The organism is uncultured Granulicatella sp. (genome assembly GCF_963515095.1).
Classification (GTDB): domain Bacteria; phylum Bacillota; class Bacilli; order Lactobacillales; family Aerococcaceae; genus Granulicatella.
Window position 1 is genome coordinate 41882 of record NZ_CAUPXD010000008.1, and the last position, 13371, is coordinate 55252.

Here is a 13371-nt window from a genome sequence, read left to right on the forward strand (position 1 = left end):
AGAATTGTGAAAGAAATAGTGATATGATGTAAAAAGGAGAAAAAATAAATTTTTAGGATTATTTTTTCGTTCGAATGAATGGTTGCGTAATAGGAGGAAGTCAAATGTCAGAATTACAAACAATGCAAGATGTACTTGATATTGTTAAAGATATCCAAGTTGGAGACTTAGTTCAAGGAGAAGTACTTGTTTTACAAGATAAACAAGCTATCGTTGGTATTATTGGTGGAGGTGTTGAAGGTGTCATTCCTTTTAATGAATTATCAGCAACTCCATTTGAAAAAATTGAAGATGTTGTAAAAGTGGGAGATATATTAGATTTAGTAGTTATTAAACCGATTAAAGATAAAGAAAATGGTAGTTTCTTACTTTCAAAACGTCGTGTAGATGCTCGTAAAGTTTGGGAAGAACTTCAAGCTAAAGCAGATAATCATGAACAAGTAGAAGGAACTGTTAAAGATGTTGTAAAAGGTGGATTAGTAGTAGATGCTGGTGTTCGTGCATTTGTTCCAGCTTCAATGATTTCTGACCACTTTGTTTCAGATTTGAAACAATTTAAGGGACAAACATTAGTATTTGATATCGTTGAAATTTTACCAGCGGATAATCGTTTAATTTTATCTCGTAAAGAAATCGTAGCGAATGAAAAAGCAGCTAAACGTGCTTCTGCTTTAGAAGCTGTTTATGAAGGAGCCGTTGTTACAGGTAAAGTTGCTCGTTTAACAAACTTTGGTGCTTTCATTGATTTAGGTGGAATTGATGGATTAGTTCATGTTTCTGAAATTTCTCATGAACATGTATCAAAACCAAGTGATTTCTTAGCAGTCGGACAAACTGTAGAAGCTAAAGTAATCGGATTAGATGCTGAAAAAGGTCGTGTTTCTCTATCTATTAAAGAAACAGTTGCTGGACCTTGGGATAATATTACTGAACGTGCAGCAGTTGATTCTACATTAGTTGGTACTGTTAAACGTTTCGCAGCATTTGGTGCATTTGTTGAATTATTCCCTGGAGTAGAAGGATTAGTTCACATTTCTCAAATTGCTCATAAACATATCGCAACTCCTCAAGAAGTTCTTCAAGTAGGACAAGAAGTAACTGTTAAAGTTTTAGATGTAAATGAAGCTGAAAAACGTATTTCATTAAGTATTAAAGCTTTAGAAGAAGCTCCAGTTGTTGAAAAACCTGAAGTTGAAGAAGTTGTAGAAGAAGAATATGTATTACCTGAAGAAGATGTGACATTTTCATTAGCAGATCGCTTAGGTGAACAATTATCTGAATTAGTTGTTGAAGACTAATAGAAAATATTAAATTTGGGTGAGGTTGGGAAAAACTCCCAGCCTCATTTTTTGAGAAAGGAGGAATTTTGATGTCAACACCAGTTATTGCGATTGTAGGTCGTCCAAACGTTGGGAAGTCTACAATTTTCAACCGAGTTGTTGGTGAAAGAATTTCAATTGTAGAAGATATTGCTGGAGTAACGAGAGATAGAATTTATTCTGAAGGTGAATGGTTAGGACATCAATTTCATATTATTGATACAGGTGGTATTGATATTACTGATGAACCATTTATGTCTAATATTCGTATGCAAGCTGAAATTGCAATGGAAGAAGCAGATGTCATTATTTTCTTAACAAGTGTTAAAGAAGGTGTAACATCAACAGATGAGCATATTGCTAAAATGCTTTATCGTACGAATAAACCCGTATTATTAGCTGTAAATAAGGTAGATAATCCAGAATTACGATCCGATATTTTTGATTTTTATGCATTAGGTTTTGGAGAGCCATTTCCAATTTCAGGAAGTCATGGGTTAGGGCTTGGAGATTTATTAGATGCAGCTGTAAAAGCATTTCCTGAACATGATGATCAAGAAGATGATACAGATGTGATTCGTTTTAGCTTTATCGGTCGTCCAAATGTAGGAAAATCTAGTTTAGTGAATGCAATGTTAGGAGAAGAACGTGTTATTGTATCGAATGTTGCAGGAACAACTCGTGATGCCATTGATACAAGCTTTACAGATGAAGAAGGTACCATCTTTAAAATGATTGATACAGCTGGTATTCGTAAAAAAGGACGTGTTTTCGAATCTACTGAGAAATACAGTGTTTTACGTGCATTAAGAGCAATTGAACGTAGTGACATTGTTTGTGTTGTCTTGAATGCGGAAGAAGGAATTCAAGAACAAGATAAGAAAATCGCAGGTTATGCTCATGAAGCAGGTAAAGGTGTTATCATTTTAGTGAATAAATGGGATACTTTAGAAAAAGATAATTCTACGTTTAAAGAATTCGAACAAAATATTCGTAAAGAATTCTTATACTTATCTTATGCACCAATTTTATTCGTTTCAGCTAAAACAAAACAAAGATTGGTCAGAATTGCACCATTATTAAAAGAAATTCATGAAGTTCGTTCTAAACGTATTTCATCATCGATTCTAAATGATGTATTGATGGATGCTATTGCAATGAATCCGACTCCTACAGATAAAGGAAATCGATTGAAGATTTACTATATGACACAAGTGGCGATTCAACCACCAACATTTGTTGTTTTTGTAAATGATGTAGAATTAATGCACTTTTCATACGAACGTTTCTTAGAAAATCGAATTCGTGCTGCCTTTGGATTTGAAGGAACACCAATTCATATGATTGTTCGTCAAAGAAAATGATAAAATCCTAGTATTATTCGTTGAAAGTCCGCCAATCAAATGGTATACTTGTTTAGAAATCATCAGTAAGGTTTCCAGAGTTATTGGACCACTCAATAACTACTGAATTATTTTCTTGTGTGATGGAGGTGAATCTAACATGGCAAATAAAGCAGAATTAGTAGATCGCGTAGCTAAAAAAACGCAATTAACAAAGAAAGATGTTTCAGCAGTAGTTGATGCATTATTCGAAACTATTCAAGAAGCATTACAAGCAGGTGAAAAAGTACAAGTTATCGGTTTTGGTAACTTTGAAGTACGTGAACGTGCTGCTCGTAAAGGACGTAACCCTCAATCAGGTGAAGAAATCCAAATCGAAGCAAGCAAAGTTCCTGCATTCAAAGCAGGTAAAGCTTTGAAAGATGCTGTAAAAAACTAATCAGTTTATTATGATATTTTCATAGAAACTATTTCATAAAGGTGCTATATTAGAGTTAAATCAATATAGCATCTTTTTTGTTGTCTATAGAAATGGAGAAATTATGAAATCAATCGTTGAACAAATTCAAAATGCATTAGAAGAACAAGAGTTAGAAAAAGTATATTCACTTTTTCATCAATTTATGGAAGAAGTGACAGAGGATAAAATTGAAGAATTAATCGATTTAGCTGCGTTTAGTGCAAGTAGTGGATTTTTTGATGAAGCAAGACAGTCGTATTTATTGTTAACTCAATTTGAACCTGAAGAATCTGCTTGGACTATTTTATTAGCAGAAATTTTAGTCAATCAAGGGGAATATGATCAAGCATTATCTGTTTTATATGATATTCCTGAAGATAACCCGAATTATCCCAGTGTTTTAGTGATTTTATCAGAGTTATATAAGGCGCAAGGATATTATGATGTTTCTGAAAGAAAACTATTATTGGCAAAAGAATTAGCTCCTGAAGAAGCCATCTTAGATTTTTATCTTGGAACTTTATTGTTTGAATCTGGTTCAATGGATAGAAGTGTGCAGTATTTAGAAAGATTTTTAAAAAATTCCACTGAAGAAACTGGAGAAGAAAATAGAGCTAGAGAATTATTAGTGGAAGCCTCTTTGGAAATTGGAAATGACGAACCTTTACAAGAACTAGTATCTGATGAAGGATTAGTATCAGCTTCGAATGAATTATTAATCAGTATTGCAAAACATGATGTCCAAGAAGGGAATTATGATCATGCAAAAAAATTATATCAAGAAATCTTATCTCGTGATGAAGAGCACTATGAAGCCTTACTAGGATTAAGTCATATTCAAATGTATAAACATGAGTATTTAAAAGCGATTATGAGCTTATCTAAAATGACAGAAACTTATCCATATGAGAAAGATCCATTCTTTAGTTTAGGTGTGAGTTATTTATCCATTGGGCAAATGGAAAAAGGACAAGAAGCGTTAAAACAAGCTTATGAATTATCTCCTGAATCATTTGAAATTATGCAAGCTTATACAGAAATATTATTATATCAAGAAGAGTTTGAAGAAGTTCAAGATATTTTAGCAAGGGAAATAGAAGAAGGTTTAGAAAATGGGCAAATTTTCTATTTAATGGCAAGAGCCAAAGAAGGTCTGGAGGAATTTGACGAAGCACTAGAATTTTATCAAAAAGCTAGTGTTGAATTAGAAGATTCAGTAGAGTTTATTATTGATTATGTAAGATTCCTTCGAGAGGAAGGTAGAGTTGCTGAAGCGAAAGAATGGTTAGAACATGGTCAAAATCTTGAACCATTAAATGAAGATTTACAAGAATTGCAGCAATATTTTGAAGCATAAGGAGTGAAAAAGATGTTTCAGCCAAGTTTAGAAGATAAGAAAAATTTTATTTCATGGTTTGTATCGAATCAAGCTTTAAAAAGAAGAGAAGCGCTATGGATTTTAAATTATTTATTGAATCATGAATTATTACTAAAACAAATTCATTTTGTGGAAAAAGTAGATTGTACACCAAAAGGGATGTGGTTTTCGACAGATAAAGTGCCTGATGAATCTTTTTATTTTTATAAAGCAGGAACACGTTTTAATAATCCGGAACAAGCATTCCATGATATTCGTTTGAATTGGAAAGAAGAATGCTATATTGAAATGGAATTCGAAGATGCTTACTTAACTATGGTAAAATTTGGTATACTAGAGAAGAATCCTTTTTATGAAGAGGAAAGCTCTTCAGATGAAGAAGTTCATCAAGCATTAGCAGAAATTCAAACTAGCGTATTAAAACAAGAAATTTTAACGCAAATTGATCAAGCGTTAGAAAGTGGCAATCAAGAGTTATTTATAAAATTAACAGCAAAATTAAAAGAACTAGAAAAATAAGAGAAAGAGAGGCGAGTGAATGTCTATTCAAAAAGAACCATTATTTTTAGAAGCATTACCTGTGATGCAACAATTGGTGGATGCTGGATATGAAGCTTATTTTGTTGGTGGTTCCGTAAGAGATATGCTCCTTCATAAGCCTATTTCAGATGTAGATATCGCCACAAGTGCTACTCCACAAGAAGTTAAAGAAATTTTTCCTCATACAGTAGATGTAGGGATTGAACATGGAACAGTTATGGTTATCTATCATAAAGAAGGTTATGAAGTTACAACTTTTCGAACAGAAGAAGGTTATGAAGATTTTAGACATCCGGATAAAGTGACCTTTGTTCGCTCGCTAGAAGAAGATTTAAAACGACGTGATTTCACGATTAATGCATTAGCGATTGGAATTGATGACCAATTGATGGATTTTTTCGATGGTATTGGGGATTTAGAACGTCAATGTATTCGTTGTGTCGGTGATGCAAAAGAACGTTTTAACGAAGATGCATTACGAATGTTTCGTGCAGTGCGTTTTGTCGGTCAGTTAGGATTTCAAGTTGAAGAGGAAACGAAAAAAGCGATTTCTCTTTTAAAAATGAATTTATCTAAAGTTGCAGTTGAACGAATGAAAGTGGAATTTGAAAAGATGATTCAAAGTTCTTATCGCAATGAAGCGATGCAATTATTTGTTGAAACGGGTTTATATCAAGCCTGTCCATTATTTGATGGAAAAGGTGAAATTCTTTTAAAATTAGCAGAATTTCCTATAAAAGAAATGAGCGTTTTACAAGCTTGGATTTTATTCGTAGATGAATTGAAATTGAGTGATAAGGAAGTGACTCATTTATTAAAATCATGGAAATCATCTAATGAACAAATTCGAGATGTACTAGTGGGTTACAGAACTTATCGCGCACGAAAAGAAGAAGAATGGAATTTCTTTTTAGCATATGATTGTCCTTATGAAGTTGCCTGTGAGGTGGAGCAATTATTGATTATTCAAGATAAAAGTAGTTCCATGGAAGGCTTAGAAGCAACGTATCATTCTTTACCTATTCGTTCGATGAATGATATTCATTTAAATGGGCATGATATTATTCGTATTTTAAAGTTAGATAAAAAAGGTCCTATTATTGGGCAAGTATTAAAGACGGTTGAAAAAATGATTTTAGAAAAAAGTATTTCCAATGATGCTGAAGTGTTGGAAACGTATGTTTTATCTCACTTTGGAGGAAAGAGTGTATAATCGTTGAAAATCTTCAAGTTCAATGGTAAAATTCGAAGAGTAAAGAATAAAAAAGTGTTTTCACTGATCATAACGGTGAGAACATGCATAAAAAAGGAGAGACTTTTATGAAAAAAGTAATGTCAGGATTACGTTTTGTATTCCGTAACGGAGAAACTTGGACGATTAACCGTCGTTTAATTGGAGATTTATGGATTAAACAAGTTACAACATCGTTTGGTCGTATTAATGGAAGTGAATTCCAAGAAATTCATCCATGTGAATCATTACGTATTGAAGTGTTTCCTGAAGCAGACCACGTAATGTCTGAAGACATTAACTTAGGTGGATTAGAGTTAGGAATGTTCGAGCGTGTTAAAAAATATAGCGATATCGAATTAATGGATATTTTATATTTAGATAGCGATCATCCAAAATCAGATGTAATTGTTTCAACTGATCGTGTATACTTCCCTTATAGTCCAGTGGATGAAGATGGTAATGATAATAAATACCAAAGTTCAGCTATTGGAACGCATGGTCACTTATACATTGTAATTGACCCAGAAAAAACTGTGGAAGATATTTACCCAGAGATTTAATTTTGAAGGACTTTTCTTTTGTAGTAATGGACGGAAGCAGCCACCTGCGGTGTCTCATTCCTAAAATTCGAGCCTAGGTCTCGAATTTTCCAGTACTACGGTGAAAAGTCCTTCTCCATTTTTATGTAAGGATATGAAGGGACGTATTAGAATAAGACTCTTTGATATAGTAGTAAAGGACGCCAGCAGCTTCGTGAAGCGAATCTCATGGTTAGAATACTACTATAAGAAGTCCTTCTTTTTTATTGCTAAATGAAAGGGATAGGCTATAATATGATTAAGGAGGCGTATTTATGAATGATTTTACAGAAGTAACCGTACAAAAAGAAGTGAAATACCAAGGTGGTATTTTTACAGTTGAACACCATTTAGTATCACTTCCAAATGGTAAACAATCAACGAGAGATATTGTTTTACATAATGGAGCAGTAGCAGTTCTTGTTGTTCATGAAGGGAAAATTTTATTAGTTCGTCAATATCGTAAAGCCATTGAAGCTCATACATTAGAAATTCCTGCAGGTAAATTAGACCACGATGGAGAAAGCCCATTAGAAGCAGCCGAAAGAGAGTTAGAAGAAGAGGCACAATTAAGTGCAAATGAATGGAAAAAAGTAGTTGATTTAGTACCAACTCCTGGATATTGTAATGAAAAAATTCATTTGTATGAAGCTAAGGGAATTCATCATTTAGAGAATGCTGCGCCATTAGATGAAGATGAATTTGTTTCCATTGAGTGGATTCCAGTGGAAGAAGTGATTCAAAAAATCCATCATGGAGAAATTACTGATGCAAAAACTATTATCGCTGTTCAATATGCAGCATTGCATCAATAGGAGAAAATATGTCGAAAGAACCATTATTAACACGAAAAGCTTTGAGAGAACATGTAGTAGAGCAAAAAAGGTCTCAAAATAGTGAAGAGATTGAATGGAATGATTCACCAGTTCCTAAAAAGCCTTTTTTAGAAAGATATAATCGCTTTTTAACGATTTGGATGATTGCGATGATTGTATTGATTATTGTAGCAATCGGAGTTCAAATCTTTTTATAAAATGATGGAAATATTAGATTCTAATTTAGAATATGATTTAAGGCTAGACAATTCATAAGAGCTTTGATAAAATAACACATATATTTAAAGACATTGATGGAAAAGGGTTATAGAAAATTTCATTATTAGGGAGAAAGGTCAGCGACTGAAAGCCTTTCATGAAAATCTACAACTTTTCACTTCCGAAGTCGCCATTGGGATTCGATAGATGAATAATGGATCGGTTCGTTACCGTTAATAACGCCGAGTGCCTGCAATGCAGGAATGAGGGTGGTACCGCGATAAATTTCGTCCCTTACAATTTTTAGGAATTGTAAGGGACTTTTTGTTTATTAAAATGATTTATAGGAGGAAACAAAATGAATTTAGCAGAAATGAAACAACAATTTGATGCGATTCGTCAAGATGTATTAGCTGCATTAGAAACTGTTCAAACGTTAAAAGAAGTTGAACAAATTCGTGTGCAACAATTAGGAAAAAAAGGACCTATTACTGAAGTTCTAAAAAATATTAAAAATATCGTTCCAGAAGAACGTCCACAAGTAGGAGCTTTAGCCAACGAATTACGTAGTGTAATTGAAGAAAAAATTGCTAGCATTAAAGCAGACTTAGAAGCAAAAGCATTAGTAGAATCTTTACGTAAAGAAACAATCGATGTTACTATGCCAGGTCGTCCAATGACTGTAGGTACAAAACACGTATTAAGTTACGTTAGTGATGAAGTGGAAGATTTCTTCATTGGATTAGGATACCAAGTAGTAGAAGGTCCAGAAGTAGAATCAGATCATTATAACTTTGAAATGATGAACTTACCAAAAGATCATCCTGCTCGTGATATGCAAGATACATTTTATATTACACCTGAGTATTTATTACGTACGCAAACTTCACCAGTTCAAGCAAGAACAATGGAAAAACATGATTTTTCTAAAGGACCATTAAAAATGATTAGTCCAGGGCGTGTATTTAGACGTGATAATGATGATGCAACTCACTCACATCAATTCTATCAAATTGAAGGATTAGTAATTGATAAACATATTACAATGGCAGACTTAAAAGGAACATTAGCTGCATTTGCCAAAGAATTATTTGGTCAAGAACGTGAAGTTCGCCTACGTCCAAGTTACTTCCCATTTACGGAGCCTTCTTTAGAAGTAGATATTAGCTGTTTCAAATGTGGCGGACAAGGTTGTTCGATTTGTAAAGGAACAGGTTGGATTGAAATTTTAGGTTCTGGAATGGTTCACCCGAATGTATTAGAAGCTGCTGGAGTGGATTCAAGCGTTTATGGTGGATTTGCCTTTGGATTAGGACAAGACCGTATTGCAATGTTGAAATATGGAATCGAAGATATTCGTTCGCTTTATACGAATGATGTTCGTTTCTTAAATCAATTTACGAAGTAAGGAGAAGAGAATATGAAATTATCGTATGAATGGTTAAATGAATATTTAGATTTAAGTTCAATTACTCCTCAAGAATTAGGGGAAAAAATGTCACGTACTGGGATTGAAGTAGATAGTGTATCCGTTCCAGGGGAAGGACTAAGTGGATTAGTCGTAGGTCGTGCATTAGAAGTAGTAGATCATCCAGATTCAGATCATCTTCATGTGGTTACAGTGGATGTTGCTGGGGAAGAATCTTTACAAATTGTCTGTGGTGCACCAAATATTGCTAAAGGACAAAAAATTATTGTAGCGACTCATGGAGCACGTATTGCTGGTGGCCATAAAATTAAACGTGGAAAATTAAGAGGAGTAGAGTCTCAAGGGATGATTTGTTCTCTTCAAGAATTAGGGCTTCCTTCTTCATTAGTGCCAAAAGAATATGAACAAGGTATTTACGTATTTGAAGATGATGCCATTGAAGTTGGAATGGATGCTGTTAAAGCTTTAGCGTTAGATAGTGCGATTGTGGAATTAGATATTACAGCTAATCGTGCAGATGCTTTAAGTATGAGAGGTTCTGTTCATGAAATTGGTGCCATTTATAATTTAGAAAATACATTAACACCAGATGAATTTTTAGAAGGTGGTTCGTCTTCATTAAATCCATGGATGACAGTATCGGTTGAAGATGAAGTAGACGCTCCAGCTTATCACTTACAAATTATTAAAAATGTTACTGTAAAACCAAGTCCTCAATGGATGCAAAATCGATTGATTGCAGCAGGCGTTCGTCCAATTAATAATATCGTAGACGTAACGAATTATATTTTAATGGAATATGGGCAACCGCTACATGCATTTGACTATGATCGTTTAAATTCTAAACAAATTCATGTTCGTCGTGCAAAAGATGGTGAAACATTAGTAACTTTAGATGGTGTTGAACGTACATTAAGTAATGAAATTGTTATTACAGATGGAGAAAAACCAGTTGCATTAGCTGGGGTAATGGGTGGATTAGATTCAGAAATTATTGAAACTACAACGACTGTTGCATTAGAATCAGCATTATTTGAGCCAAAAGCGATTCGTTTAGCTTCTCAAAAATATAATTTAAGAAGTGAATCAAGTAGCCGTTTTGAAAAAGGAATTAATAAAGCGACAATTTTACAAGCTGGTAAGAGAGCTGCAGCATTAATTGCTGAATTAGGGGATGGTGAAGTAGTTGAAGGAGTTGCTTCTGCACAATCACTAACATTAGAGTTACCAGTTGTTTCTATTTCACTTGAACGCTTAAATCATGTTTTAGGAACTAGCCTTACAACTGAAGAAGTATTGCAAGTATTTAAACAATTAGCTTATCCTACAAAAGAAGTAGAAGGAGTATTCCATGTGACAGTTCCTGCTTGGAGATTTGATATTTCGATTGAAGCAGATTTAGTGGAAGAAGTAGGACGTATTTATGGATATGATAAAATTCCTTCTACATTACCAACAACTGCAAGTACACAAGGTAGATTAAATGAGAAACAACGTTTTGTACGTTGGACTCGTCAATTTATGCAAGGAGCAGGTTTATCACAAGCGTATTCTTATGCATTAACAACTCCTGAAAAATCTCATTGGTTTACAGTAGAAGAAAGACCAAGTATTCGTTTAGACTTACCAATGAGTGAAGATAGAAGTGAATTAAGACAATCTATGTTACCAAGTTTATTGGAAGCATTACAATATAATGTCGCTCGTTCACAACAAAATGTTCGTTTATTTGAAGTAGGGAAAGTATTCTCGATTGGTAAAAATGGTTCTGAAGATTTCCAAGAAAGAGAAGTGATTGGAGCTGCAGTAACAGGAGAATGGGGACATGCTTCATGGCAATCACCAGCACAACCTGTTGATTTCTTCGCATTAAAAGGAATATTAGAAGCTTACTTTGCAGAATTGAACTGTAGTGATCGTATTCGTTTTGTTGCAACAGATGCGATTGGGCAATTACATCCAGGTCAAACAGCTTATATTTATCTAGACGAAGAATTAATTGGATTTATTGGAAAAATTCATCCAGTGATTCAAAAGGAATTAGATTTATCTGATACATTTGTATTTGAATTATTAGTGGAACCTTTATTAGCAGAAGGATTAAAAGAACGTGTGATTCAATCTGTACCAAAATTCCCATCAATGACACGTGATATTGCGTTATTAGTTCCTGTAACAATGGCGAATGCAACATTAGAAGCGGTCATTAAAGAACAGGCTGGTCAATATGTACAATCAGTTACTTTATTCGACGTGTATAAAGGCGAACATGTACAAGAAGGTTACCAATCATTAGCTTATTCGATTCGTTTCTTAAATAAAGAAGCTACTTTACAAGAGGAAGAAATTAAACAAGCAATGGATCGTATTCAAACAGCCTTAGTTGCATTAGAGGATGTAACCATTCGTTAAGATGCTACGGAATAAAAGAATTTCCTTACGTAGTAAGGTCGCCAGCAGCCTCGCTTTGCGAGTCTCATGGCTAAACTTTGAGCCTAGGTCTCAAAGTTTCCCTGCAAAAAAGCCAGAATTATCTGGCTTTTTTCTTTTACTACGAAGACAATTCTTTTATTCCTCCGCTTGAAAGTAAAAAAAATAAATTTTTTTGAATAAAAAATATTTTTCGTCCTTTTTTTCGTATATAAAGAGTGAAATATAATTTCAAAAAATAGAGAGAGGACGAAATAATATGAAGGACCGAATATAATGAAATAATCACAAAATATACTCTATACAAGGTTAATTAAATGAAAATTTAAAGTATTTAAAAACTTGCTTTTGTGCGTTGTTTTAAATATAATAAAGCACAAAAGGAAGTGATAGCAGTGAATGAATATAAAATAAGAGAATTAATAAAACAGAACAAGGGAATCATAACGGCAAAGGAACTAACAGATAATAAAATTGATTCATGGTATCTTACGAATTTGGTGAAAAAAGGAGAGCTAGAAAGAGTAACAAGAGGTGTTTATTTTGATCCGAATTTTGATAATTATGATGAACTTTATTTCTTTCAACTTCAAAATAAGGCTTGCATTTATTCCTATCAAACAGCACTGTATTTGCATAGATTAACAGATAGACTGCCATTTTCTAACGAAGTAACAGTAAAGCAAGGTTACAATGCATGGCGTATTAAAAATTCGGTTATTGTTCATCAAGTGAAAAAAGAATGGTATGAGCTAGGTAAAGCTGAAATTAAAACGGATATGGGAAATATTGTGTGTGTGTATGATATGGAGAGGACGATTTGCGATTTAGTAAGAGATAGAAAAAATCAGGATCCAGAGATATTTTCAAAAGCTTGGAATCTATATATTAAGAATGATTCTAAAGATATATGGAAATTAAGAAAATATGCTCATATTTTAGGAATATCAAAAAAAATAGAGGACATACTTGAGGTGATTGTATATGAATAAAGAAAGTATCACTCAAAAATTAAGGAATAAAGCAAAGGAACTTGATTTAAATTATAATTTGGTATTAAGTAAATTTTTCTTTGATGAATTTTTAAAGTTAATTTCTATTAGTATACATAGAGAAAATTTTATGCTTAAAGGTGGTATGTTATTAACTTATTCTTTAGGTGTTCAAAACAGATCTACACAAGATATTGATTTTTTAGTTAAGGGATTTCCTATAGAAACCGTAAAATTGAAAAAAATTTTAGAGGAAATATTGGGAGATACTAACAAAAAAGATATATGGTTTGAAATAAATGGTACTGCCGAGGAGATTAGAGCGGAAGACGAATACGGTGGCATTAGATTTCATCTGATTGGGCACTTAGCAAATATTAGAATTCCATTCAGTATTGATATTGCTACGGGAGATCCGATTTATCCTTTACCAAGGTTAGAAAGATATAGCACAATTTTAGGTGATAATATTGAATTGAATATGTATCCATTGGAAACAGTGTTATCAGAAAAACTTCAAACAATACTTACACGAGCAGAAAATAATAGTAGAAGTAAAGATTTTTATGATATTTATGCTGCCGAATTGTAAAATGAAGTGCAACAAAAAACATAACTATCTGATATACTTAAG

Annotated in this window: 13 protein-coding genes; all 13 read left to right on the plus strand. The window is 33.2% G+C overall.

Annotated features, from left to right (window positions below; genetic code table 11):
- Positions 1-104 precede the first annotated feature (104 nt).
- The 13 genes from rpsA to RWL86_RS03405 all read left to right on the plus strand — a co-directional run bounded on the left by rpsA (position 105) and on the right by RWL86_RS03405 (position 13329).
- On the plus strand, positions 105-1298 hold the full coding sequence (rpsA, locus tag RWL86_RS03345) for a 30S ribosomal protein S1 (RefSeq protein ID WP_314077170.1): 1194 nt from the start codon (positions 105-107) through the stop codon (positions 1296-1298).
- Between the two features lie 71 nt (positions 1299-1369).
- Positions 1370-2683 (plus strand): ribosome biogenesis GTPase Der, encoded by a 1314-nt coding sequence (gene der, locus RWL86_RS03350; protein WP_314077171.1) that lies wholly within the window; start codon positions 1370-1372, stop codon positions 2681-2683.
- A gap of 139 nt (positions 2684-2822) precedes the next feature.
- Complete coding sequence (locus tag RWL86_RS03355; RefSeq protein ID WP_227931641.1) at positions 2823-3101, plus strand: HU family DNA-binding protein; 279 nt, start codon at positions 2823-2825, stop codon at positions 3099-3101.
- 103 nt (positions 3102-3204) lie between these two features.
- A complete protein-coding gene (locus RWL86_RS03360) occupies positions 3205-4479 on the plus strand; it encodes a tetratricopeptide repeat protein (protein ID WP_314077172.1) in 1275 nt (424 codons plus the stop codon).
- A 12-nt stretch (positions 4480-4491) separates the two neighbouring features.
- Positions 4492-5019 (plus strand): YpiB family protein, encoded by a 528-nt coding sequence (locus tag RWL86_RS03365; protein WP_314077173.1) that lies wholly within the window; start codon positions 4492-4494, stop codon positions 5017-5019.
- Positions 5020-5038: 19 nt separating this feature from the next.
- Complete coding sequence (locus RWL86_RS03370) at positions 5039-6253, plus strand: CCA tRNA nucleotidyltransferase (protein WP_314077174.1); 1215 nt, start codon at positions 5039-5041, stop codon at positions 6251-6253.
- A gap of 107 nt (positions 6254-6360) precedes the next feature.
- Positions 6361-6834, plus strand: coding sequence for a hypothetical protein (locus tag RWL86_RS03375; RefSeq protein ID WP_227931637.1), 474 nt, complete (start codon positions 6361-6363; stop codon positions 6832-6834).
- A gap of 293 nt (positions 6835-7127) precedes the next feature.
- On the plus strand, positions 7128-7667 hold the full coding sequence (locus RWL86_RS03380; protein WP_314077175.1) for an NUDIX hydrolase: 540 nt from the start codon (positions 7128-7130) through the stop codon (positions 7665-7667).
- Between the two features lie 8 nt (positions 7668-7675).
- Positions 7676-7885, plus strand: coding sequence for a hypothetical protein (locus RWL86_RS03385; protein WP_006702989.1), 210 nt, complete (start codon positions 7676-7678; stop codon positions 7883-7885).
- Positions 7886-8244: 359 nt separating this feature from the next.
- Entirely contained in the window at positions 8245-9294 is a 1050-nt protein-coding gene (pheS, locus tag RWL86_RS03390) for a phenylalanine--tRNA ligase subunit alpha (RefSeq protein ID WP_314077176.1), read from the plus strand.
- Between the two features lie 12 nt (positions 9295-9306).
- Positions 9307-11727, plus strand: coding sequence for a phenylalanine--tRNA ligase subunit beta (gene pheT, locus RWL86_RS03395; protein WP_314077177.1), 2421 nt, complete (start codon positions 9307-9309; stop codon positions 11725-11727).
- A gap of 413 nt (positions 11728-12140) precedes the next feature.
- Positions 12141-12737: a type IV toxin-antitoxin system AbiEi family antitoxin domain-containing protein gene (locus RWL86_RS03400; protein WP_314077178.1), complete on the plus strand. Its 597-nt coding sequence runs from the start codon at positions 12141-12143 to the stop codon at positions 12735-12737.
- Complete coding sequence (locus RWL86_RS03405; RefSeq protein ID WP_314077179.1) at positions 12730-13329, plus strand: nucleotidyl transferase AbiEii/AbiGii toxin family protein; 600 nt, start codon at positions 12730-12732, stop codon at positions 13327-13329. The genes RWL86_RS03400 and RWL86_RS03405 overlap by 8 nt, the downstream gene beginning before the upstream one ends.
- The last annotated feature ends 42 nt before the right edge of the window (positions 13330-13371 follow it).